General features: G+C 44.6%; 24 protein-coding genes and 1 tRNA gene. 10 read left to right on the forward strand and 15 right to left on the reverse strand.

Translation table 11 applies throughout. From position 1 onward, the window contains the following. Nucleotides 1-71: 71 nt before the first annotated feature. From nadC to yacG, 8 genes are all read left to right on the forward strand, one after another. Nucleotides 72-959 (forward strand): carboxylating nicotinate-nucleotide diphosphorylase, encoded by an 888-nt coding sequence (nadC, locus tag R7O13_RS16760; protein ID WP_054576329.1) that lies wholly within the window; start codon nt 72-74, stop codon nt 957-959. 262 nt (nt 960-1221) lie between these two features. Next, a complete protein-coding gene (locus R7O13_RS16765; RefSeq protein ID WP_042521333.1) occupies nt 1222-1653 on the forward strand; it encodes a pilin in 432 nt (143 codons plus the stop codon). 10 nt (nt 1654-1663) lie between these two features. Beyond that, nucleotides 1664-3349: a type IV-A pilus assembly ATPase PilB gene (gene pilB / locus R7O13_RS16770; protein WP_318304299.1), complete on the forward strand. Its 1686-nt coding sequence runs from the start codon at nt 1664-1666 to the stop codon at nt 3347-3349. 23 nt (nt 3350-3372) lie between these two features. Then, on the forward strand, nt 3373-4596 hold the full coding sequence (locus R7O13_RS16775) for a type II secretion system F family protein (protein ID WP_262597537.1): 1224 nt from the start codon (nt 3373-3375) through the stop codon (nt 4594-4596). A gap of 64 nt (nt 4597-4660) precedes the next feature. Continuing rightward, nucleotides 4661-5530 carry a prepilin peptidase gene (locus tag R7O13_RS16780; RefSeq protein WP_017635919.1) on the forward strand — a complete coding sequence of 290 codons (870 nt, stop codon included), beginning with the start codon at nt 4661-4663 and terminating at the stop codon, nt 5528-5530. Continuing rightward, complete coding sequence (gene coaE / locus R7O13_RS16785) at nt 5531-6145, forward strand: dephospho-CoA kinase (RefSeq protein WP_213904896.1); 615 nt, start codon at nt 5531-5533, stop codon at nt 6143-6145. It begins immediately after the preceding gene. 27 nt (nt 6146-6172) lie between these two features. After that, complete coding sequence (zapD, locus tag R7O13_RS16790) at nt 6173-6913, forward strand: cell division protein ZapD (protein ID WP_005373086.1); 741 nt, start codon at nt 6173-6175, stop codon at nt 6911-6913. Between the two features lie 158 nt (nt 6914-7071). Further along, complete coding sequence (yacG, locus tag R7O13_RS16795) at nt 7072-7266, forward strand: DNA gyrase inhibitor YacG (protein WP_017635922.1); 195 nt, start codon at nt 7072-7074, stop codon at nt 7264-7266. 616 nt (nt 7267-7882) lie between these two features. On the opposite strand, the gene rplS is transcribed toward yacG, so the two are convergent. From rplS to ffh, 5 genes are all read right to left on the reverse strand, one after another. After that, entirely contained in the window at nt 7883-8236 is a 354-nt protein-coding gene (rplS, locus tag R7O13_RS16800) for a 50S ribosomal protein L19 (RefSeq protein WP_005379971.1), read from the reverse strand. 41 nt (nt 8237-8277) lie between these two features. Next, entirely contained in the window at nt 8278-9021 is a 744-nt protein-coding gene (gene trmD, locus R7O13_RS16805) for a tRNA (guanosine(37)-N1)-methyltransferase TrmD (RefSeq protein WP_005425529.1), read from the reverse strand. Between the two features lie 27 nt (nt 9022-9048). Continuing rightward, nucleotides 9049-9597 carry a ribosome maturation factor RimM gene (gene rimM / locus R7O13_RS16810; protein WP_005379964.1) on the reverse strand — a complete coding sequence of 183 codons (549 nt, stop codon included), beginning with the start codon at nt 9595-9597 and terminating at the stop codon, nt 9049-9051. A gap of 29 nt (nt 9598-9626) precedes the next feature. Beyond that, nucleotides 9627-9875, reverse strand: coding sequence for a 30S ribosomal protein S16 (rpsP, locus tag R7O13_RS16815; RefSeq protein ID WP_005379962.1), 249 nt, complete (start codon nt 9873-9875; stop codon nt 9627-9629). A gap of 209 nt (nt 9876-10084) precedes the next feature. Then, complete coding sequence (gene ffh, locus R7O13_RS16820; RefSeq protein WP_005379960.1) at nt 10085-11467, reverse strand: signal recognition particle protein; 1383 nt, start codon at nt 11465-11467, stop codon at nt 10085-10087. 224 nt (nt 11468-11691) lie between these two features. On the opposite strand from ffh, the gene R7O13_RS16825 reads away from it, so the two are divergent. Both R7O13_RS16825 and R7O13_RS16830 read left to right on the forward strand, forming a co-directional pair. After that, nucleotides 11692-12486 carry an inner membrane protein YpjD gene (locus tag R7O13_RS16825; protein WP_005379950.1) on the forward strand — a complete coding sequence of 265 codons (795 nt, stop codon included), beginning with the start codon at nt 11692-11694 and terminating at the stop codon, nt 12484-12486. A 124-nt stretch (nt 12487-12610) separates the two neighbouring features. Continuing rightward, the gene (locus R7O13_RS16830) at nt 12611-13891 is read left to right on the forward strand and encodes an HlyC/CorC family transporter (protein WP_005379948.1); all 1281 of its coding nucleotides are present in this window, start codon (nt 12611-12613) and stop codon (nt 13889-13891) included. A 67-nt stretch (nt 13892-13958) separates the two neighbouring features. On the opposite strand, the gene luxS is transcribed toward R7O13_RS16830, so the two are convergent. The 10 genes from luxS to R7O13_RS16880 form a co-directional block, all read right to left on the reverse strand. Further along, complete coding sequence (luxS, locus tag R7O13_RS16835) at nt 13959-14477, reverse strand: S-ribosylhomocysteine lyase (protein ID WP_017820391.1); 519 nt, start codon at nt 14475-14477, stop codon at nt 13959-13961. A gap of 84 nt (nt 14478-14561) precedes the next feature. Next, nucleotides 14562-15167, reverse strand: a complete 606-nt coding sequence (locus R7O13_RS16840) for a hypothetical protein (RefSeq protein ID WP_005379943.1) — start codon at nt 15165-15167, stop codon at nt 14562-14564. Between the two features lie 23 nt (nt 15168-15190). After that, the gene (gshA, locus tag R7O13_RS16845) at nt 15191-16759 is read right to left on the reverse strand and encodes a glutamate--cysteine ligase (protein ID WP_137282359.1); all 1569 of its coding nucleotides are present in this window, start codon (nt 16757-16759) and stop codon (nt 15191-15193) included. A gap of 156 nt (nt 16760-16915) precedes the next feature. Beyond that, entirely contained in the window at nt 16916-19759 is a 2844-nt protein-coding gene (locus R7O13_RS16850) for a pitrilysin family protein (protein WP_318304304.1), read from the reverse strand. A 9-nt stretch (nt 19760-19768) separates the two neighbouring features. Beyond that, the gene (locus tag R7O13_RS16855; protein WP_005379938.1) at nt 19769-20230 is read right to left on the reverse strand and encodes a YqaA family protein; all 462 of its coding nucleotides are present in this window, start codon (nt 20228-20230) and stop codon (nt 19769-19771) included. Beyond that, nucleotides 20224-21174, reverse strand: a complete 951-nt coding sequence (locus tag R7O13_RS16860; RefSeq protein ID WP_318304306.1) for an NADP-dependent oxidoreductase — start codon at nt 21172-21174, stop codon at nt 20224-20226. Before R7O13_RS16860 ends, R7O13_RS16855 begins: the two co-directional genes overlap by 7 nt. Nucleotides 21175-21297: 123 nt before the next feature. Next, nucleotides 21298-22428, reverse strand: a complete 1131-nt coding sequence (locus R7O13_RS16865) for a sodium ion-translocating decarboxylase subunit beta (protein ID WP_005379935.1) — start codon at nt 22426-22428, stop codon at nt 21298-21300. Between the two features lie 9 nt (nt 22429-22437). After that, the gene (gene oadA, locus R7O13_RS16870) at nt 22438-24222 is read right to left on the reverse strand and encodes a sodium-extruding oxaloacetate decarboxylase subunit alpha (protein WP_017820387.1); all 1785 of its coding nucleotides are present in this window, start codon (nt 24220-24222) and stop codon (nt 22438-22440) included. A gap of 31 nt (nt 24223-24253) precedes the next feature. Beyond that, the gene (locus R7O13_RS16875) at nt 24254-24511 is read right to left on the reverse strand and encodes an oxaloacetate decarboxylase subunit gamma (RefSeq protein ID WP_005379932.1); all 258 of its coding nucleotides are present in this window, start codon (nt 24509-24511) and stop codon (nt 24254-24256) included. 560 nt (nt 24512-25071) lie between these two features. Further along, a tRNA-Arg gene (locus R7O13_RS16880) sits at nt 25072-25148 on the reverse strand. Between the last annotated feature and the right edge of the window lie 80 nt (nt 25149-25228).

Genomic DNA, 25228 nt, shown 5'->3' on the forward strand with positions numbered 1-25228 from the left:
ATTAACTGCTGAAATTATTGACACCGGAGAGTATCATTCGTTGCCATCTCCCTTTCAAGACAAGATTTGCGATGAAGAACACACACAACATTCAAGAACGCCTAGAATACCTTAAACAACAACTCCCTTTAGAGATCACTCGCTCTGTCGCTGATACCTTAAAAGAAGATCTAGGTGGCAGTGTCGACGCAGATAATGACATTACTGCATCTTTGATCCCTGCCGATGCGGTTAATACCGCAACGATTATTACTCGTGAGTATGGTGTGTTCTGTGGTCAAGCATGGGCAGATGAAGTTTTTAAGCAGCTCGGTGGCAAGGTCAGTATTGAATGGCACGTAAAGGACGGCGATAAAGTCGAACCTAACCAAACCCTTTGCACGCTGACAGGCCCTGCTCGTGACTTGTTGACTGGTGAGCGTAACGCAATGAACTTCATCCAAACGTTGTCTGGCTGCGCAACAGTTACCGCAGAGTACGCTGAAAAAATCGCGCATACTGAGTGTCGTCTACTAGACACACGCAAAACCATTCCTGGTCTGCGTAGCGCACTAAAATACGCCGTGACGTGTGGTGGTGGCTTTAACCATCGCATCGGCGTGTTCGACGCTTACCTCATTAAAGAAAACCACATTATTGCTTGTGGTGGCATCACTCAAGCCATCCAAAAAGCGAAAGAGCTTAACCCAGGCAAACCGGTAGAAGTAGAAACGGAAAGCTTAGAAGAGTTGAAACAAGCGATAGAGGCTGGTGCCGACATCATCATGCTCGATAACTTCACAAAAGAAATGATGCGTGAAGCCGTAGCGATTAACGCAGGTCGTGCCGCTTTAGAGAACTCCGGCAACATTACGCTAGAGACCATCGCAGAATACGCAGAAACCGGTGTCGATTACATTTCGGTAGGCGCGTTGACTAAGCATTTAAAAGCGATGGATCTTTCGATGCGCTTCAAATAATAAAAGCAACAAATCTGAAATTACTTCAACTAACTCAGTGAGTTGTGAGTAATTCATCATTTAAAAGGGCCAATTGGCCCTTTCTTTTTATCCACTAAAAAAATAGTACTACTCGCAAAACTCTGCATGCGATATGCAACTTTTCACCAAAGAGTTTTATCTCACTCGAGAGCCCATCCCTTCCCCATTTTCAACCCACCTTAACTCTCCATAATCTTTCGCTAATGCAAGAGCATTATTAATTTTTTAGAAAGGGTTAAAAATGAAAAACAGTAAACAGAAAAAACAGCAAGGTTTTACCTTGATTGAATTGATGATTGTAGTGGCTATTATTGGTGTTTTGGCAGCCGTCGCCATACCAGCTTATCAAGACTACGTAAAAAAATCAGAAGCCGCATCAGCTCTTGCTACGTTAAAGTCCCTAATTACTCCGGCTGAACTCTATTATCAAGAAAATGGAACGAGCTCGGCTGCTGGTCTTTCTGATTTAGGTTCAGTAGCTTCAGCTAACGATTTAGGCACACTAACATCAGCAATTGGATCTGGTTCAGGTGCGGTACCAACTCTAGAATTTGCTTTTGGTTCAAATAGCTCAATGACCTCGAGTGATACTTTAACTTTCTCTCGTAGTGCAACCGAAGGTTGGTCTTGTGCTCGTGCTGGTACAGTCCCAGCAATTGATGGCTGCCAATAACTAGTTGTTAATGTTAACCAACTTATCCACGGTTCTTCGCCAAAGAGGAGTACTGACGTTTTCCCAAGAAGAATCGTTAATAGAGCAAGTCAAAGCTTCTGGCATTTCGATGCCAGAGGCTTTACTCAGTTCTGGATTATTTACATCAAGCGAACTCGCTGAGCACTTAAGTTCTCTCTTTGGTTTAAATCAGCCCGAGTTATCTCAGTACGAGTATGCTTCGCTTTGTCAGCAACTTGGCCTTAGGGAATTAATCACGCGGCATAACGCACTCCCACTCCAGCGTACGTCTTCAACGTTATTACTCGCCGTTGCCGACCCCACCAACCAACAAGCAGAAGATGATTTTCGCTTTGCCACTGGTTTACAGGTTGAATTGGTCTTGGGGGATTTTAGTCAACTCAGCGCGGCAATTCGACGCTTGTATGGTCGTTCATTGAGTCATGAGAAGTCCGGGTTAAAAGAGATCAACCAAGAAGAGTTAGCCAACCTAGTTGACGTGGGCGCAGATGAAATCGACAACATTGAAGACTTGAGCCAAGATGAGTCTCCTGTTAGCCGTTACATCAACCAAATTCTATTGGACGCTGTGCGCAAAGGCGCATCCGATATCCACTTTGAGCCTTATGAAAAGATGTACCGCGTGCGCCTGCGCTGTGATGGCATCTTAATTGAAACACAGCAGCCACCAAGCCACTTGAGTCGCCGCTTATCCGCTCGTATCAAAATCCTCTCTAAGCTTGATATTGCAGAGCGACGTTTACCACAAGATGGGCGTATTAAGCTCAAGTTGAATCAAGACACCGCAATTGATATGCGTGTATCCACGCTGCCTACTCTATTTGGAGAGAAAATTGTACTACGACTGCTCGACAGCAGCTCTGCGTCATTGGATATCGACAAGCTTGGTTATAGCGAACAACAAAAACAATTGTACTTGGATGCGCTGCGTCGCCCACAAGGCATGATTCTGATGACAGGTCCAACCGGGAGCGGAAAAACCGTTTCTTTGTACACCGGGCTGAGTATCCTCAATAAACCAGAAATCAACATTTCTACGGCAGAAGACCCAGTAGAAATTAACTTATCGGGCATTAACCAAGTTCAAGTCCAGCCTAAGATTGGTTTTGGTTTTGCCGAAGCACTGCGCTCTTTCTTACGTCAAGACCCCGATGTGGTAATGGTCGGTGAGATTCGTGACTTAGACACTGCAGAAATCGCGATCAAAGCCTCGCAAACTGGTCACTTAGTACTTTCAACCTTGCATACCAACTCTGCGGCTGAAACGGTTATTCGTTTATCAAACATGGGCGTAGAAAGCTTTAACTTGGCCTCCTCTCTTAGTTTGATTATTGCCCAGCGCTTGGCCCGTAAACTGTGCTCGCACTGTAAACAATCACAAGAGCTTACCGCTCAGCTACAACATCTTGGAATTCAAGCAAGCGACAACATTTTTAAAGCCAATCCCGATGGATGTAATGAGTGTACCCATGGTTATTCCGGCCGAACGGGGATTTATGAAGTGATGCGCTTTGATGAATTTCTTTCCGAAGCGCTTATTAAAGGCGCCTCGGTACATGAACTAGAAAAACTCGCCATCGCAAATGGTATGAGCACGTTACAAATGTCGGGCATAGAAAAACTCAAACAAGGGATCACAAGTTTTAGTGAACTACAGCGCGTACTTTATTTTTAATCCTTTAATCAGCAGTCACCTCTATGAAAAGCACTACACCACAACTTAAAAACTTCCGCTGGAAAGGCATCAACAGTTCAGGCAAAAAGACGTCTGGACAAACCCTCGCGATGACAGAAATTGAAGTACGCGAACGTCTAAACGCACAACACATCAAGATCAAGAAGTTAAAGAAAAGCAGTATCTCGTTTCTCACTAAACTCAGCCATCGCGTGAAAGGCAGAGACATCACGGTGTTTACCCGGCAAATTTCGACGATGTTGATAACCGGTGTCCCCTTAGTTCAGGCTTTAAAATTGGTATCAGAAAATCACAAAAAAGCAGAGATGAAATCCATTTTGATGAGCGTGACACGCGCCGTTGAAGCGGGTACGCCCATGTCAAAAGCCATGCGCACTGCAAGTGAACACTTTGACCCACTCTATAACGACCTTATCGCCACAGGTGAGCAATCCGGTAACTTAGCAGAAGTATTCGAGCGCTTAGCCACCTACCGAGAAAAAAATGAACAACTCCGTGCGAAAGTGATCAAAGCCCTGATTTACCCAGCAATGGTAGTGCTAGTCGCGTTAGGCGTGTCGTTTATCATGCTCACCAAAGTCATTCCCGAGTTCGAAAAAATGTTTGTTGGTTTTGGTGCTGATTTACCTTGGTTTACTAGGCAAGTGTTAGATCTTTCCGCCTGGACACAAAACTGGAGTCCGTTTATCGCACTAGGCTCCATGAGTTTATTCACCTCGGCGAGAATCCTCTCTAAGCGTTCAGATTCTTTTCGCTTAATGCTCAACCGCTCTGTGCTTAAATTTCCTGTTCTGGGCCCTGTATTATCAAAAGCTGCTATCGCCAAATTTAGTCGAACACTCGCCACAAGCTTTACAGCGGGTATTCCAATTCTAACCAGTTTAAAAACCACATCAAAAACCTCAGGAAACTTACACTATCAACTCGCCATAGAAGAAGTGTACCGTGATACCGCCGCAGGTATGCCAATGTATGTAGCCATGCGCAACTGTAATGTGTTCCCTGAATTGGTGTTACAAATGGTTATGATCGGTGAAGAGTCTGGTCGACTTGACGATATGCTCAATAAAGTTGCAACGATCTACGAGTTTGAAGTCGACAACACCGTCGACAACCTTAGTAAAATTCTAGAGCCACTAATTATCGTATTTTTAGGTATCGTTGTTGGCGGATTAGTGACAGCAATGTACTTGCCAATCTTTAACTTAATGAGTGTATTGGGCTAGAATGAGCTGTTAACTCCTTTAAAACAGCATCTTGCTGATTTCACTCATCGCTCAAGAGACAAATATGGAAGTATTCCAGTACTACCCTTGGCTATTCGTTGTGTTTGCCACCATCTTCGGTCTGATCGTGGGTAGCTTCCTCAATGTGGTTATTTATCGACTACCTAAAATCATGGAACTAGAATGGCGACGCGAATGTGCCGAGTCATTTCCTGAATACAAAATAGAACCTCCTAAAGAAGTGCTGACCTTAAGCGTCCCACGCTCCTCCTGCCAGAAATGCGCAACACCGATACGTATTCGCGACAACATTCCTGTGATTAGCTGGCTGCTTTTAAAAGGCAAATGTCACAACTGTCAGGCAACCATTAGTGCACGCTATCCACTGATTGAACTGCTCACCGCGTTCTGTTCAGGCTTTATAGCTTATTACTTTGGTTTTAGTTACTTTACCGTTGCCCTACTCTTTTTTACTTTTATCTTAATCGCCGCAACATTTATCGATCTCGATACTATGTTGTTACCTGACCAATTAACATTACCATTAACTTGGGCTGGCATTGCCTTAGCATTAGTCGAAATAAGTCCTGTTACTCTACAAGATTCTGTCATTGGTGCTATTGCTGGTTACCTATGTCTCTGGTCCGTTTACTGGGGCTTTAAGTTACTTACCGGTAAAGAAGGAATGGGGTATGGTGATTTTAAACTACTGGCGGCACTAGGAGCTTGGCTAGGTTGGCAGTCACTGCCGATGATCATTCTACTTTCTTCTGTGGTTGGCATCGTATTTGGCATCATTCAACTACGCTTGCAAAAGCAGGGAATTGAAAAAGCTTTCCCTTTCGGTCCTTACTTAGCAATTGCTGGTTGGATAAGCTTAATTTGGGGCGACCAGATTTTAAACTGGTACTTTACTTCAGTTCTAGGAGTGTAAATGGCTTTGGTTATTGGTTTAACAGGTGGTATCGCTAGTGGAAAAACAACCGTCGCGAATCTGTTCAAACAACAATTTAAAATCGATATCGTCGATGCCGACATTGTAGCAAGAGAAGTTGTCGAGCCAGGTACTCCCGGCCTAAACGCGATTATTGAACACTTTGGTCACGATATCGTTCGTGAAGACCAAACTTTAGACCGCGCAAAGCTGAGAGAAAAAATCTTTTCGAATTCAGATGAAAAAGCATGGCTCAACGCACTGTTGCACCCGATAATTCGTGAAAAGATGATCGAAGATTTGCAGCAAGTCACTTCAGAGTATGCGTTACTTGTGGTGCCGTTGCTCGTAGAAAACAAGCTAGATAGTTTGTGTGATCGCGTTCTTGTCGTCGATGTAGAACCGAATACACAGATATCTCGCACGATGAAACGAGACAATGTGAGTGAAGATCAAGTTCGCGCCATCCTTGCCTCTCAAGCATCAAAAGAGCAAAGGCTCGCGCTTGCAGACGATGTGGTTAAGAATAATCCAAGTGACCCTGATCTTTTGCTTCAAATCACAGATTTGCACGAAAAGTACCTAGCCATGTGTAAGAAAAATCTGCGAAAATAGGAACGAAACTCACAAAGGCTTATGTCGATGACCACGCACAAATTTGAACATCCGTTAAATGAGAAAACTCGTATTTATCTAAGAGTGGAGTCTCTGCTGCGTCAGGCTCACTTGGCCTCTGGGTTTAGCGAAAATCATCAGTATCAACTGTTTTTCCGTGCGTTATTCGATATGGTTGAGATCTTCGAACAAATCCAACTGAAAAGTGAACTGGCTAAAGATCTTGAGAAGCAGCGGCTGTCGTACCGCCATTGGCTCAATGTTGATGGTGTCGATCAAGACGCATTAAATACCCTACTACAAGAGATAGATGTCGTTCATAGCCAACTAATGGGTGCTGAACGTTTTGGCCAAGCATTAAAAGAAGATCGCTTCCTAAGCTCTATCCGTCAACGCTTTAATCTACCGGGTGGTTCATGCTGTTTTGATCTGCCAGCATTACACTACTGGCTTCATCTACCTATTGAACGTAAAAAGCGTGATGCACAACAGTGGCAAGCAAGCTTAAAGCCCTTATCTGATGCGCTTTCGTTATGGTTAAAGCTCACTAGAGAGACCGGACATTTCAAAGCTCAAATCGGTCGTGCAGGTTTCTTCCAAAGTGACGCTGATGAAGCCAACATTCTAAGACTTCACATCCCAATGGAATATGGCGTGTATCCTATGATTTCAGGCCATAAAAACCGCTTTGCGATCAAGTTCATGTCGTTTGAAAACGGTCAAGCGTGCACACAAGATATTGAATTTGAACTTGCTGTGTGCAGCTAAGACGACACTACGCCTCGCCTCCATAATCTAAAATTCAACGCTTTATTGCGCTTATATTTGATAAAATTTCGTAGCAGCAATAGCGCGTTGAATAAGCCATCTTTAATTCGTTTAGGTATACTACCCTTTAACACCAATTAGTAATGGGACGCTCAACTATGTCTAAAGTTACCATCGTTCAATGTCCACAATGTGGCGCCGACGTAGAATGGGGAGAACAAAGTCCTCATCGCCCTTTCTGCAGTAAACAATGCCAAATGATTGATTTTGGTGAATGGGCAGATGAAGAAAACACCATCCCAGGCGCCCCCGATATGTCCGACAGTGATGGCTGGTCTGAAGACCAGTATTAAATTGAGGCCTAGGGTAAAGGAAGATCCTAGGTTCCTTCTTGGGGAATCTGAATCACGCTCCTTCGTCGCTGTCCAGAATGACGAATTTTAACCGCGGTACCCTGTAATCTTTGGCTATCAATTCCCGTCATTCAGAGGAGCCATAGCGAAATCAAGAACCTACTCATAGCAAGAATACTGTTGGACAACTGAAACACTAGCATTCTCAGCGAGTAGATTTTTAACCACGGTACTCTGTAATCTTTGACCATCATTTCCTGTCATTCCGAGGAGCCATAGCGGCATCAGAAATCTACTCATAGTAAGGATGAAGCTAACAACGTAAATACTTGCATGCTCGACTAGTAGATTCTGAATCACGCTCCTTCGTCGCTGTCCAGAATGACGAATTTTAACCACTGTACTCTATAATCTTTGACCATCATTTCCCGTCATTCCGAGGAGCCATAGCGACATCAGGAATCTATTCACAACAAGACAGAGGCGTGGAGTGTACGTCAGTGCATGAGCATCGACAGTACAGGTCGGGTGAAAAGAAACGAGCAAGCTAATTACACAAATAAAAAAACGGAGCCCTAAAAGGACTCCGTTTAAGATGAGAACGCTAGTTATAGCATTACTTCTTAGCAAGTTTCTCTTTGATACGAGCAGACTTACCAGAACGCTCACGTAGGTAGTACAACTTGGCACGACGTACTGCACCACGGCGTTTAACTTCGATGCTATCAACGATTGGAGAGTGTGTTTGGAACGTACGCTCAACACCTTCACCGTTAGAGATCTTACGTACAGTGAAAGCAGAGTGTAGACCACGGTTACGGATTGCGATTACAACGCCTTCGAAAGCCTGTAGACGCTCACGGTCACCTTCTTTTACCTTAACTTGAACTACAACAGTGTCACCTGGTGCAAATTTAGGTAGGTCTGATTTCATTTGCTCTTCTTCAAGAGCTTTGATGATGTTACTCATTTTTTAAATTCCTAGAATAAACTGATACTAAATAAATTAGGTTACTTTGCGTTATGTTCACTAATGAACTCAGCAAGTAATTGTTCCTGTTCGTCAGTCAGAGCTAGGTTTTCCAGGAGCTCTGGTCTTCTAAGCCAAGTTCGGCCCAGCGACTGTTTTAGTCGCCATTGACGAATGTCCTTGTGATTGCCTGACATCAGTACCGCTGGTACTTCTTTGTCATCCAATACTTCTGGACGCGTATAGTGAGGGCAATCTAACAAGCCATTTGCAAAAGAGTCTTCTTCTGCTGACGCGAAATCCCCTAGTACCCCCGGAACAAACCGAGAGACAGAGTCGATTAACGTCATGGCTGGTATCTCACCACCCGTCATCACAAAATCACCAATCGACCATTCTTCGTCGACTTCAGATTGAATGATGCGCTCATCTACCCCTTCATAACGACCACAAATCAGAAGCAAGTTCTCATTCGTTGCCAGTTCTTCCACTCCTTTCTGGTCGAGCTTACGACCTTGAGGAGAAAGGTAGATGACTTTCGTCTTGCCCGGTGAGGCTGCTTTCGCGGTATGAATGGCATCGCGCAAAGGCTGAACCATCATTAACATACCAGGGCCACCACCGTAAGGTCGGTCATCGACTGTGCGATGTTTGTCGTGAGTGAAATCTCTAGGATTCCAAGTCTCAATCGACAAAAGACCTTTTTTAACCGCTTGACCTGTTACTCCAAAATCAGTAACAGAACGGAACATTTCTGGAAAAAGGCTAATAACGCCAACCCACATGTTTATCTCGCTCTGTAATTTTGGAGATTAGAATCCAGGATCCCAGTCAACTTCGATCCGTTGAGCTTCGCGATCAACATTAATGATCACTTGCTCTTCAAGGAACGGGATTAATCGTTCCTTCTGCCCGAAAGCATCTTTAAGATTTGCTTTAACAACCAGAACATCGTTTGAGCCAGTTTCTAGCATGTCAGTAACGACACCTAGATCGTAACCTTTAGTAGTTACAACTTGCATCCCAAACAATTCGCGCCAGTAGAACTCATCTTCTGACAATTCAGGAAGTACCGCAGGGTCAATAGCAATTTCAAAGTTCGTCATTAGATGCGCGTCTTCACGAACATCCATGCCTTCCAGCTTAGCCACCATACCTTTGTTATGGCGCTTCCAGCTTTCTACTTTGTACTCAACCCACTTGCCCTTTTGGTTAATGTACCAAGGGCTGTAATCGAAAATGCTTTCAGCATTGTCTGTGTAGGAAAAAACCTTAAGCCAACCACGAATGCCGTAAGTAGCACCAAACTTGCCTACAACAATCTTTTCGTTGCTCATTGTTTCTTTACCTTTCATCGACATAAACTAGTTTCTACTTTTCAAGTAAAAAATTAAGCCGCTTTTTGAGCGTCTTTAACTAGCTTAGCAACACGGTCAGATACTGACGCGCCTTGACCAACCCAGTGGTTAACGCGGTCTAGGTCTAGACGTAGACCTTCTTCTTGACCTTTAGCAGTTGGGTTGAAGAAACCAACTTTCTCGATGAAACGGCCAGTTGCAGCGTTGCGGCTGTCCGCTACTACGATTTGATAAAATGGACGCTTTTTAGCGCCGTGACGTGCCAAACGAATGGTTACCATGTCGTCCTCTTTGCTTTCTCAAAAATAAAATTAACCCCAAAAACCATTCAAGAAATTAAACAGTTTGGGGTCTCGTGCCAAAATAAAGCTCCAGGATTTTACTCTTCTCCCGGAGCAATGCAAGGAGTTTAGTTACTTTTTCACCAACATAAATTGAATTTAAAGTTTGTGACGTACCTAACACCCTGAATCTATGCGTGATCGATTAATTAACGACCAAATGGGTTGAAGCCACCGCCACCACCCATGCCGCCCATCATGCCTTGCATGTTGCGCATCATGCTTTTCATGCCACCTTTTTGCATCTTTTTCATCATTTTCTGCATTTGGGTGAACTGTTTTAGTAAGCGGTTTACATCTTGAACCTGCACACCAGAACCAGCCGCGATACGCTTCTTGCGCGAGCCCTTGATAATTTCTGGGCGTTGACGTTCTTTCATTGTCATGGAGCTGATGATCGCTTCCATCTGTTTGAACATCTTGTCATCGACTTTATCTTTCACATTGTCTGGTAGCTGGGACATTCCTGGAAGCTTATCCATCATCCCCATCATGCCGCCCATGTTTTGCATCTGGCCTAGCTGTTCACGGAAATCTTCAAGGTCGAAACCTTTCTTCTCTTTGAACTTCTTCGCTAACTTTTCTGCCTTTTCTTGGTCAACGTTGCGTTGTAGGTCTTCAATCAAAGACAGAACGTCACCCATGCCAAGAATACGTGAAGCAACACGATCTGGGTGGAACGGTTCTAGCGCGTCAGTTTTTTCACCGACACCCAAGAATTTGATTGGTTTGCCCGTGACATGGCGTACTGAAAGTGCCGCACCACCACGAGCATCACCATCAACCTTAGTTAGAACTACACCGGTAAGAGGTAGCGCATCGCCAAAGGCTTTTGCTGTATTTGCTGCGTCTTGACCCGTCATGGCGTCAACAACAAATAGCGTTTCTACTGGGTTGATAGCTGCGTGAAGATCTTTGATCTCCCCCATCATCTCTTCATCAATTGCCAAACGACCTGCGGTATCGACAATAAGTACGTCGTAGAATTTCTTCTTCGCATGGTCAATCGCTGCATTGGCGATATCAATAGGCTTTTGGTCTGGTGATGATGGGAAGAAGTCAACACCGATGTCTGATGCCAGTGTTTCAAGCTGCTTGATTGCCGCAGGACGGTAAACGTCGGCAGACACAACCAAGACTTTCTTCTTGTCACGTTCTTTCAGAAGCTTAGATAACTTACCTACCGATGTGGTTTTACCCGCACCTTGTAGACCAGCCATAAGAAGCACAGCAGGTGGTTGAGCGGCAAGGTTTAGCGCCTCATTCGACTCACCCATTACGGCTTCAAGTTCTGTTTGAACGATCTTGATAAATTCCTGACCTGGAGTCAGAGATTTAGAAACTTCTACGCCCACCGCTTTTTCTTTAACGCGGTTCACAAATTCACGAACGACCGGAAGCGCAACGTCAGCTTCAAGTAGAGCCATTCGGACTTCACGTAGGGTTTCTTTAATGTTGTCTTCGGTCAGACGACCTTTGCCACTGATATTTTTCAGCGTTTTGGATAATCGATCCGTTAAATTCTCAAACATCTTTGTCTCTTCGCTAAAATGGCGATTAATTAGTGTGAGTATACATTAGCCAAGGTCTGAGTCATACCCGTACCGCTGTCCTATTCTTACCTCTATTTATATATGGTGCGGTAACTTATTAATTTCAATATCTCATCTCTCACGATTGATGTCGGATATAACGTAGCCCCAAAGTGTAATGCAAGGTATAATTTCTCCATCGTGTACAATAATATTTAGGATTCATGGATAGCTTAATAGCCATCGCGGCCGCCATACTTTATGTCTTGGCGATTGCGACCATCATACCCGGACTCTCACAACAGTCAGGAATCAAAGCAAAAACAGTGTTTGCTAGTGCTGCCTGTGCGCTTGTTTTTCATGCGTGGATTTTGAGTGATCTGATTTTTGATGGTTCAGGTCAAAACCTGAGTATTCTCAACGTGGCTTCTTTGATCAGTTTTATTATTTCTCTGGTCATGAGCCTTGCTATGTTGAAAAACCGACTGTGGTTTTTATTGCCTGTCGTTTATAGCTTTGCTGCCATCAATTTATCTGCTGCCACATTTTTGCCAAGCACGTTTATAAAGCACCTAGAGAATGACCCTAAGCTACTCATTCATATTTCATTTGCGCTCTTCTCATACGCGACTTTAACTATCGGGGCACTCTATGCGCTTCAGTTGGCTTGGCTGGATCACAAACTGAAAGCAAAAAAATCTTTGGCGATTAACCCAAACCTGCCGCCTCTATTAATGGTGGAGCGTCAACTCTTCAAAATCATTTTGATCGGTAACTTATTGTTAACTGCCACGCTCATTACTGGCTTTGTCTTTGTGCAGGATATGTTTGCCCAAGGTAAGGCACATAAGGGCATTCTTTCTTTCATCGCTTGGGTGGTGTACTCAATACTGCTTTGGGGTCACTATCAAAAAGGCTGGCGTGGTAGAAAAGTCACATGGTTCGCTGTTGCAGGAGCAACACTGTTAACTCTGGCATATTTTGGCAGTCGCTTTGTAAAAGAAATCATCTTGAATTAGGGAGCTCTAGGGCTCCTATCCTTTATATTTTAGGCTAGATAAAATACAGTACGCCTTAACTCTTTGACTTAACGGACTTACTCAACCGTTATATAACCCAATACTTACAAGGAACAGCAACGTTTTGGACGACATCTCTACGGGTATCTTGTTTGCGCTACTCGCGTGTCTTATCGTCATATCAGGTTACTTTTCCGGTTCAGAAACAGGGATGATGTCTCTGAATCGTTATCGCTTAAAACACTTAGCCAAAAACGGGCATAAGGGTGCTAAGCGAGTCGAAAGACTATTAGACCGTCCAGATCGTTTGATTGGTCTTATTCTTATCGGCAACAACCTCGTTAATATTCTCGCGTCCGCGATCGCGACCATTATTGGTATGCGTTTGTATGGTGATTTAGGTGTCGCTATCGCAACCGGTGCACTAACTATGGTTGTATTGGTTTTTGCCGAGGTTACCCCTAAAACAATTGCAGCGCTTTACCCTGAACGTGTGTCCTACGCGAGCAGTATATTATTGACCATACTGATGAAGTTACTGTCGCCTTTAGTGATGCTTGTTAACTTTATTACGAATGGCTTTATCCGCTTACTTGGTGTAAGAGCGGATCACTCAGCAGAAGATCATCTTAGCTCCGATGAGCTGCGTACGGTGGTAAATGAAGCTGGCGGTTTGATCCCTCGCCGACACCAAGACATGCTAGTGTCTATTTTAGATCTTGAGCACGTCACCGTGAACGACATTATGGTCCCACGCAATGAAATTACCGGTATTGATATTAACGACGACTGGAAATCCATTGTTCGCCAGCTAACACACTCACCACATGGACGCATAGTTTTCTATCGTGACCAAATTGATGAAGTGGTTGGCATGCTGCGCTTGCGTGAAGCTTATCGTCTGATGTTGGAAAAGAACGAATTCAACAAAGAAACGCTATTACGTGCTGCTGATGAGGTCTATTACATCCCAGAAGGCACACCACTGAACGTGCAAATGTTAAAATTCCAACGTAACAAGCAACGTATCGGTCTGATCGTGGATGAGTACGGTGATATCATCGGTCTAATCACTCTTGAAGATATTCTGGAAGAGATCATTGGTGAGTTCACGACGTCCATTTCTCCAAGCCTCTCTGATGAAATCAGTCCTCAAGGTGACGGAAGCTTTCTTATTGAAGGCAGCACCAATATCCGAGATATCAACAAAGGCCTGAAATGGGATTTACCAACGGATGGCCCGAGAACGCTAAACGGGCTCATTTTAGAACACTTGGAAGATATTCCTGAGAGCCATCTAAGTGTGAGAGTAGCGGGTCACCCAATGGAACTTGTTGAGATTGAAGAGAACCGAATCAAGCTCGTTCGTGTTTATCCGAAGAAGAAAAAATCGACATCCAAATAACCAAAAGAAAAGCCTGACTCATGTCAGGCTTTTTACTTATTGGGGCAATATGCTTCTTAATGAGCACCTAGTCGATGCGCAACTCTTTTAACATCGACTCAGGCAAAGCAAGTTCATCATTTTTGTTCACCGAAACACCAGCATCCAAAATGTTCTTTGCGATCTGTTGTGCTTCTTTTAAAGAGTGCATTGCTGCCGTGCCGCATTGGTATTCGTTAAGTTCAGGGATCTTATTCTGACTTTCTACCTTCAGCACATCTTCCATTGCTGCAATCCAAGCATCTGCGACTTGCTGCTCTGATGGTGTGCCAATCAGGCTCATGTAAAAACCTGTGCGGCAACCCATAGGCGAAATATCGATGATCTCAACAGAATCACCGTTTAGGTGATTACGCATAAAGCCTGCATAAAGGTGCTCTAGGGTGTGAATACCTTTTTCAGAAAGAATGTCTTTGTTTGGCGCAGTAAAGCGTAAGTCGAAAACAGTAATCGTATCCCCTTTTGGGGTCTGCATGGTTTTCGCCACTCGTACAGCGGGTGCATTCATACGAGTGTGGTCCACGGTAAAACTATCGAGTAAAGGCATTACATCTCTCCTGATTGTAACTCCAGTACCTTTCGGTAATGGATAAATGTCATTCATCCCTACAGCACATGAACTGACTGTGGGCTAAAAGAACCAGCTGCTGTTGTCTTCTAATTCCTGACGACATTGCTTCAGCTGCCAGCCATAAGTTTTCGCTGTTTGTTCAACACGTCGAGCGACTTTGATTAAACTAGGCTTTCGATTATAAGTACCTCGCTTATACCCACCTCGCCCTTCATGATAAGCCAGATACTGGTTATAGGGATCCCATAATGAAATCCCTAGCTGACGCCGTGTTTCATGAGTATACCAACCGACAAACATCATAGAATCATCGAAGTTGGTACGAGAGCCACCCTGACCTGTGGCATCTTGGAAGTCTTCCCAAGCAGGGTCTTGAGCTTGAGCGTAACCATACGCACTGCTGACTCGTCCCCAAGGAATAAACCCTAGCAAATAATCTTTAGGTGGTTTTGCATCGTGCCGAAAGCTGCTTTCTTGTTTAATGATGGCCATAGCGACATGAATAGGGGTCCCCCATTCATCTTCCATATCTTTGGCATCATCGTACCAACCGGATTTCTCTCGGAATATCTCGCATAAGTTATTCTGCTGCTTTGGCGGTGCCGTAGCACAACCTGCAAGTAGCACGCTTCCAAGTACCGCTACTACTGACGACTTAATGTTCAACCCCACCAATCCTTAGTTAGTCATTACTGCTTCAGGTAAGCAAAGTAATCTTCCAAAAAATCATCAAAAGAAAGCGTGTCACTCTGCTCTGCTTGCTTTTGTTTTTCCACGGACGACGCTACTTCCGTTTCCATCGTATCTTGTGAGTAGTACTGATAACCGTGAGCTAGGTTTTCATCACGGTACTTCATACCAAGAGTACAACCAACTTTACCTAGCCCACCCAGCTCTTTCGTTAGCTCTAATAGTTGACCAGAGATCGTTAGTTCTGGGTTATCAATCCATGTCTCGAGTTGATTACACACATCTTGGTATGCACTGCCACCAGCGGTCATATCCATTTGCTGTGCTATTTGACGTAACTCGACGAAAACTCGGTGTGCCCAATCTTGTAGAGATAGACGTTCACCTTGACAACCAATTTGCAGCATTAGACCTTTTTCACGGCCAGAAACAATGACTTTATTCCAGTTATCGCGCCAACACTCTAATTCACAGTTATCCATAGGATCTGAGTCTGACAAGGCCGCCCAGGTAAGGAAGAGATCCAAGAATCGTACTTGCTCTTCATTTAAGCCCACTGCGCTGAATGGGTTAACATCTAGAGAACGAACTTCAATGTATTCGACACCACCGCGTCGTAACGCATCTGAAGGCTTCTCACCACTTTTCGATACACGTTTTGGACGAATCGGAGCGTACAGTTCATTCTCAATTTGTAAGATATTGGAATTAAGCTGGCGGTATTCACCATCCACTTTTACCCCAATTTTCGCAAACTCTTCTGATGGGTGGCGAATCGCATCACTCAAACCATCGAGGTATTGGTCAATGCTGTTAAAACCAATTTTCAGCACACTTTGAGCACTATTGGTATAGCCAAGATCGCTCAAACGCAAAGACGTCGACTTCGGCAAATATAATGTCCCGCCAATCTTCTCGAATGGCAGATCGGTTTCACGACCTTGAATAAAAGAGCCACATAACGCTGGTGATGCACCAAAGAAGTAGGGAATCATCCAGCCAAAGCGGTAGTAATTACGGATCAACGCAAAGTACGCATCAGACTTAGCATCTTGGCGGGCTTGTTCATCTTGCTCGCCATAGAGCGCCTCCCAAAATGTTTCAGGAAACGAGAAGTTAAAGTGGACACCTGAAATAATTTGCATCAGGCTGCCATAGCGACGCTTTAGGCCTTCTCGGTACAGCGTTTTCATTTTCGCTGCATTCGAAGAGCCATACTGGGCTAACTGAATATCATCCTCTGAGCCTACGTAGCAAGGCATTGATAGTGGCCACATTTTCTCTTCACCCATTTTGGTTTGAGTGAAATGATGGATATCTTTCAGCTGTGCCATCAGTTCTGGAATTTCATGTGACACAGGCGTAATGAACTCTAACAATGATTCCGAAAAATCCGTTGTGATCCATTGATTTGTGAACGCAGAGCCTAACCCTTCAGGATGAGGAGTTGTAGCTAGATGTCCATCCTGACGATAGCGCAAAGTTTCTCGCTCAACACCGCGTCCAAACTGCTTAAATACTTCGGGGTTTGATGCAACTTTTTTTAGTCGCGCAGCAAAATCAGTCAAAATGAGGTTCGCTTATATTGGGAGCAGGACACTTGTCACATAACACAAGTGTAAGCTAAGTTATTGATAGTTAATGCATCTAGATAAATAACCCACGAAAAGTTGCTTATCTAGATGAATAGCGGAGAAACGTTTCTCCGCTATTAAATGTGTACTCTATCGAATGATTTCAAGCTCTTCTACGTCTTTCCCCAACTTTTCTAATTGAGGATGCAACGATTTAGCATCACCAACGACGATAATTTGATAGTCATTTGGATCAAACCATTTCTGAGCCAGCGCATTCAACGTCTGCTTATCAACTTTTTCTACGATAGCGTTTCTTTGCTGCAAGTAATCATGATCGAGGTTGTACTTAAGAATATCACTGATGAGCTCCGCTTTTTGTGTTGGCGTTTCATATTTCAGTGCATCTTTTTGACCGACCGCTTGACGCATAAATTTCATCTCTTCATCAGTAATACCTGACTGCGAGTATTCATTTAGCTCATTTTCCATCTCAATGATCGAAGCAACCGTTGCATCCGCTCGTACTTGCGCGGTGAAAACCACCGAGCCTGTTTCTGGATTACCAGAGAAATAGCCGTAAGCACCGTATGTGTAACCCTTGTCTTCACGTAGATTTTGGTTGATGCGGCTATTGAAGTTCCCAGCTAAGTTGAAGTTTGCCAGTTGGCTTAGGTAAAAATCGCCCGTTGCGTCGTAAGGCATACCTTGACGAACCATCATGACCACACTTTGCGGCGCTCCTGGTTTATCAACAAGATGGATCTTTTGCTCACCTAATGCAGCAATGCTTTGCGGTGCATACAATGGCGCAGCTTCATCTTGCCAGTTTTTCCAGAACGTCAGTTGCTGCTCAATTTCCTGTTTATTGATGTCACCAACAACGACGATTTGCGCACTTTGTGGCGTGTAATGCTTCGAGTAGAATTCACGGACATCATCCAACGTTAATGCACTGACACCTGCTTGCGTGCCGTCTTTTGGTCGAGCAAAAACCGAATCCCCATAGAGCACCTGGCGACTCGCTTGTGACGCCATCCAACTTGGATTTTGGTGCTCATATACCAGGCCTTCTAGCGCTTGCATTTTTACACGCTCGAAATCATCTTGATTAAATGCAGGAGACAGCAACATCTCTTCGACAATTTTTAACGTCGGCTCTAAGTTCTTTTCTAGAGCAGAAACACTGATGTTTGTTGTATAACCTGTGGCATTAACAGAGATAACACTACCCAGTTTATCAAGCTCAGCTTGAATCTCTTCGACACTGCGTTTCGTTGTACCTTCTTGCAACATCGCAGCGGTCAATTGGGCAAGACCTTCTTTACCCTTTTCAACAAAACGTGTCCCTGCAGGTAGACTAAATTGCATCATCACCGTCGGCGTTTCGTCGCTAACTGCACCAAGCAGCTCTGAGCCATTCTTGAAATGTAACTCGTACAGCTCTGGCATCGTCGCTTTCACTGGTTCTCCTACTGGCGGTTGCACTGAGCGATCGAAGTTATCGGTCGCACGACGATACGCCAATTGGTCATCGGAAATCTTCTCATATTCTGGCAGCGTACGCTTTGGCGTCACAAAAGTCGCAGGTTTTACGACAAGGTCTGTTTTTCCTTTTGGGACCACGCTTAGGGTCACTTTGTTCTTACCTTGGATAAAGTCCGTATACGCTTTTTCTACCGAAGTCGGCGTAACTGCACGGATTTGTTCAAGCTGTTGCTCAAGACGATCAGGATCGCCGAAAAATGTCTCGTTGGAAGCCAACTGAGTCACTTTACCTTTAACGCTTTCTAGCGCAAAAATAGCATCCGCTTCCGCTTTACCCTTCAACTGCTCAAGGCGATCTTCTGTCACGCCTTTTTCCGCAAACTGATTTAGTGATTGTAAAAGCTCGTCGTACAGTTTTGATAGGTCGCCTTTGTCTCCAGAATCACCCATTGCGTAAACGTAAAAGTTACACGCCAGTTCAGCACAGTCATGGAATGAACCAGCATCGACCGCTTTTTGAGTCTTCACTAGGTCTTGATAGAGCACGCTGTTGGTACCGCCACCCAATACTTCCGATAATGTATCGAGAGACGCTTGGCTTTCTTCGCCGTTGTAGGTTGTTGGCCACGCGATCATCACCATAGGTTGTTGAATACGATCTTCTAGAGTGATGTATTTATCTTCTTGCAGTTTTGCAGGTTGTTTCGGCGCATTTTCAACCTCAGGACCACGAGGAATCGAACCGAAGTACTTATTTACCCACTCTAGAGTTTGTTCAACGTCTAAGTCACCACCGATCGTGATAGTCGCATTGTTTGGGCCATACCAACGCAAGAAAAACGCTTTGAGGTCGTTCACATCAACACGATCAAGATCTTCAACATAACCAATGGTTTGCCACGAATACGGATGACCTTCAGGATATAGCGCTTCGGACATGCGCTCCCAAATTAAGCCATAAGGACGATTATCGTAACGCTGAGCTCGCTCATTTTTTACAGTCGAACGCTGAATTTCAAATTTGCGTTGAGAAACCGCATCCAACAAAAAGCCCATACGGTCAGACTCTAACCACAGCATTTTCTCGAGCTGGTTAGCAGGGACAGTTTCAAAGTAGTTAGTACGATCGCGGTTTGTTGTACCATTTAACGTGCCGCCAGCCTCTGTGATGATTCTGAAGTGCTCTTGGTCACCAACGTTCTCTGAACCTTGGAACATCATGTGCTCAAAGAAATGCGCAAAACCAGACTTACCCACTTCTTCACGAGCTGAACCAACATGGTAAGTCACATCCACATGGACCAATGGGTCAGAATCTTCAGGAGCTAAGATCACCGTTAAACCATTATCGAGTTTATACTTTTGGTATGGAATCTTAACTTTGCCTTCTTCAGCTTTCGATGACTCAACGAAAGTTACCCCTTTCGGCAGTGATGAAACTGGCGTATTTGATGCACAGCCCGTGATCACCAACAGTGAACACGCGCCAACCCAAAACATCTTCATGTACTTTCCTTAAAATAATCCGAGATAGATGGCCGCAAGTAAGCTATACCTAGCAGCCTTTCCTAAAAATATTAAAATCACGCAAGGCAGAAACTTCATTCTTAGCCACCCTGCGGCTAAACACAGCGGGTCTCCTATTACAGGTAACCAGCTAAAAAATAATCCCCAATAGCCATACTTAGAGAGCCACTTTAATGCGGTATGACCGTGCTTTTCCTCTTGTGCTTTGTTGGGAATCCACAAGCCAAGCCAATAATTTGTTAAGCCACCAAGCGTATTACCGATAGTAGCGACCATAACAATTGAAGAAACGGAGTATTGATTTAATGAGAGAGTGGCAACTAAGCCCGCCTCAGAACCACCAGGCAACAACGTGGCACTGAGAAAACCGGTCATGAAAAGCACCCATAATGCTGAATCTGAAAACCAAAGCGCTAAACTTTCAAAACTCGTGTTAAATGCTTCTAGCATGTCATATCAAGCAACACCTTGCCTCTGGTTCTTCCTGATTCGACCTGCTGGTGAGCACCAATGACATCACTCATAGGATAAACCTGTTGAATTTCAGTCTTCAGTAAGCCAACGCCGACCATGTACAACAAGGTATCTAACTGCGCAGGGTCTGGTTCAACCAACATGCCACTAGCCTCAAAGCCTAGGAGTTTGGCTTTTTCACAAATCAGCTCAGCAGTTATGGTTGGAACGGTGATGACTCTCGCATTGTCTTTCAGGCATTTAAGCGCATATAACGCAGCATCTCCGCCTACTAAATCAATCAAAACATCAACATCTTCAACACGTTCTGACACTGGTGCAAATTGATAGTTCACTGCATGAGCACCGAGCGTCGCAAGGTAGTCTAGATTTCGTTCACTGCAGGTTGTAAAGACTTCCGCTTTCGTCGCGATCGCAATTTGTACCGCGAGGTGTCCAACACCACCGGCTCCAGCGAGGATAAGTACGCGATCGTTTTCATTCACATTAGCCTTACTGAGAGCTTGTGCCGCAGTTTGTCCCGCCAACGGTAATGCAGCAGCTGCCTCTAAAGTGACAGAGCTAGGAACATGACTTAACTCAGTTTCTGGAACACATATGTATTGACTGTAACCACCGCCTCGAACTGGGAAACCAATAAATCCAGCCACCTCATCACCTTCATTAAAACGTGATACCCCCTCTCCACAAGACATCACTTTTCCTGAGATGTCGTAACCTGGCACCCAAGGTAAATTATCCTTATTCTGCGCTGCCGCCCAACCGAGCCCAGCTCGAGTTTTGACATCAATAGGATTTACGCCTGAAAAAGCGACTTTTACTAAGACTTCACCAGGCTGTGGTGATGGTGTAGAAGCATGTTGAATCGCGAGTACGTTGGCATCACCAAACTCAGTGATAACGATCTGTTTGTGTTCCATAAACCATTCCCTGCAAGAAAACAAAAAGGGATGCGAAAGCATCCCTTTGACTATAAACCATTTTGTTAACCTAAGTTAATCGTGATTTTGTAAATTGGTTGATCATTCCATTTTCAATAATGTCTAACCAACAAGTGCTAACAATATACCAGCCGCAACGGCTGAACCCAGCACACCAGCAACGTTTGGTCCCATCGCATGCATTAACAAGAAGTTTTGCGGGTTAGCTTGTAAACCAACTTTGTTTACGACTCGCGCGGCCATTGGTACCGCAGAAACGCCAGCCGCACCAATAAGTGGGTTGATGTCTTCTTTCGAGAACTTGTTAAGCAGTTTCGCCATCAGGACGCCCGCACCAGTACCGATACTAAATGCAACTGCGCCTAACCCCAAGATACCTAACGTTTCTAGGTTCAAGAACTGCTCAGCTTGCAGCTTAGAACCAACACCAAGACCTAAAAAGATAGTCACTATGTTGATCAATTCATTTTGAGCAGTTTTCGATAAACGATCGACCACACCAGCTTCACGCATCAAGTTACCCAAACAGAACATACCAACCAATGGCGTAGCTGAAGGTAAGAACAGAATCGTCATCAGTAATACAGCAAGCGGGAAGATGACTTTCTCCCATTTACCAACATGACGAAGCTGAGCCATCTTAATTTGACGTTCTTCCTTGGTTGTCAGTGCTTTCATGATTGGTGGCTGGATGATCGGCACCAATGCCATATAGCTGTATGCCGCGACTGCAATCGCACCTAGCAGATCTGGAGAGAGCTTACTCGCTAAGAAAATCGCTGTTGGCCCATCAGCACCACCGATGATCGCGATAGACGATGCATCCGCCATGGAGAACTCCATGCCAGGTACATAGTTGAGTAAAATAGCGCCAAACAGTGTTGCAAAAATACCAAACTGCGCAGCCGCACCTAACCACAACGTTTTTGGGTTTGCGATCAAAGCACCAAAGTCGGTCATCGCGCCCACACCCATGAAGATCAATAGCGGGAACACACCCGATTCAATCCCAATGTAGTAAACGTAGTAGAGCAAGCCACCAGGCTCAGTAAAGCCAGCATTTGGAATATTCGCCAAAATAGCACCGAAACCAATCGGCAATAACAGTAAAGGTTCAAATCCTTTTTTAATTGCCAAAAACAGCAAGGTACAACCAACCAGCATCATACAGATTTGGCCGAACTCGAAGTTAGCGATCCCTGTTTCTGCCCAAAGGGTTAACAATCCGTCCATGATACTCCCTTACGCCAGGCTCAACAGAGGCGCACCTACTGTGACAGCATCGCCTTCTTTAACGTTCAGCTCTTGAACCACACCACCACGCGCCGCTCGTACTTCAGTTTCCATTTTCATCGCTTCAAGGATGAGCAATACATCGCCTTCAGCTACCTCAGCACCAGGTTGAACATTCACCTTGAAGATGTTACCTGCAAGAGGAGCAGGTACCGCTTCTGCTGAAGCATTAGAAGGTGCGCTAGGTGTAGCCGATTTTGCCGGTGCATTAGAAGGAGCAACAGATGTCAGTTCACCTTGAGGGCCAACTTCCACCTCATACACCTGCCCGTCAACACGTACACTATAAGTTTCTACACCACCAGTTGCTGGTTGAGCTACAGGTACAGCAGGCTTCTCAGCTTCTAGCGTTGGTGCAGGCTCAAATGCTTCTGGGTTTTCACGATTCTTAAGGAACTTAAGCCCAACTTGAGGGAAAAGTGCATAAGTGAGTACGTCATCAACACGCTCACTTGCTAGCTTAATGCCTTCTGATTTCGCTTTCTCCATCAGATCAACCGTAAGCGTCTCCATTTCAGGCTCAAGTAAATCGGCAGGACGACAGGTAATTGGCTCTTTACCATCAAGCACTTTCGCTTGCAGTTCTGCATTTAACTCGGCTGGCGCTTGACCGTACTCACCTTTCAATAGGCCAGCGGTTTCCTTGGTAATACTCTTATAGCGCTCGCCAGTAAGAACGTTAATCACCGCTTGCGTACCGACGATCTGTGAAGTTGGAGTCACCAATGGAATGAAACCAAGATCTTCACGTACACGAGGGATCTCTTCTAATACTTCATCAATGCGATCCGCAGCGCCCTGCTCTTTCAACTGGCCTTCCATATTGGTCAGCATACCACCAGGCACTTGAGCAATCAGGATGCGTGAATCGACTCCTTTTAACTGGCCTTCCCACTTCGCATACTTCTTACGTACCTCACGGAAATATGCGGCGATAGGTTCCAGTTGCTCGAGTTTCAAATTGGTATCTCGCTCGGTACCTTCTAGCATAGCGACTACCGTTTCAGTCGGTGTATGGCCGTAGGTACAACTCATTGAAGAAATCGCAGTATCGAGAATATCAATACCGGCCTCTACTGCTTTTACCGCTGTTGCTGTAGACAGCCCCGTTGTTGCATGACAATGAAGTGCCAATGGCACATCACAAGACGCTTTGATACGCGTGATAAGCTCTTCCGCTTCATAAGGCTTAAGTAAGCCAGACATATCTTTAATACACAGCGAGTGACAACCTAAATCCTCTAGGCGTTTTGCCAAGTCAACCCAAGTGTCTGCGTTATGCACTGGGCTCGTTGTGTAAGACAACGTACCTTGAGCATGCGCACCAACATCAACCGTTGCTTTAACGGCTTTCTGGAAGTTTCGCACGTCATTCATTGCATCAAAAATACGGAATACATCCATGCCGTTAGCATGCGCGCGTTCCACAAACTTCTCTACTACGTCGTCGGCATAATGGCGGTATCCTAAAAGGTTTTGACCACGCAGTAGCATTTGCATTGGTGTATTAGGCATCGCTTTTTTTAGTTCACGTAAACGCTCCCAAGGGTCTTCCCCTAAGAATCGAATACAAGAATCAAATGTTGCACCACCCCAAGTCTCTAGAGACCAGTAACCAACCTTATCCAACTCAGCTGCGATAGGCAGCATATCCTCAATACGCATACGCGTAGCAAATAGTGATTGATGGGCATCACGAAGGACCACATCAGTAATAGCTAGTGGTTTAGACATGCTCTTAAACTCCTTTTTAATCCTAGTTCGGCTACTTCGCGAATGAGGCGCGATGTTTATGAATCGCAGCCGAGATCGCCGCCACTACTTGTGGACTAACAGCTGAAGAGGTTGATTGAATATTAGTGTTTGTTTTTGGTGCTGCGATCGGCTCTGGTACTTCTTCTGGTACCAATTTCGACATTAACCGAACGAGATAAACAAGAATAGTGAGGAAAATAAATACGACCGCCATCCCCGTTAGCATCAGGGTGGCCGCATCTACTAGCAGGCTTCCTATATTAGTCATGTTGCTTCCTTTCTTTGTCATCCTGACAACGTGCAGGACTTTAATAGTGTCAAATCCCGACCCATGGATTATCTCGATTGGTTAAATTTTGTCAATTTTGTTTAAGAAAGGTTTGTAGTAATCCTGATAAATGATTATTTATTCACTACCCAGATCACAGTTCACAGTTCATGACAAAATAATCACTTCAAATCGCTATCACCTTACGAACAGAGTAAAGGAGGACATAAATAAAAACTGCGATTTAGATTTCAAAATCAAATCGGGACTCACGAAGTAAAAACCAACAAAAACAAAAAGATGAACAAAATTAACAATCAATAAACAAATAACAAACAAAGTGACTACATGAGAGTAATTGAAATGAAAAATGGAAGTCAGTGTATAGGAGGGATAATCAGGATGATTTCACACGATGCGACAGAAGCTTGATAGCAAATTGCTTAGATACGCACATATTCGCTTTTAAAAAAGAGGAACATGGGCTCTAGTGATCCTACGCCATATTCCAGATGTCTAGATACAAAAAAGCCTCGCAATTGCGAGGCTGTTTCAATAAGTGGCGCGTCCTGGAGGATTCGAACCTCCGACCGCCTGGTTCGTAGCCAGGTACTCTATCCAGCTGAGCTAAGGACGCGCAAGTTTTCGATATCGACTTTCGTCAACATCAGGGCATTACCCTTTAATAAGTGGCGCGTCCTGGAGGATTCGAACCTC

Source organism: Vibrio sp. Y176, assembly GCF_033438945.1.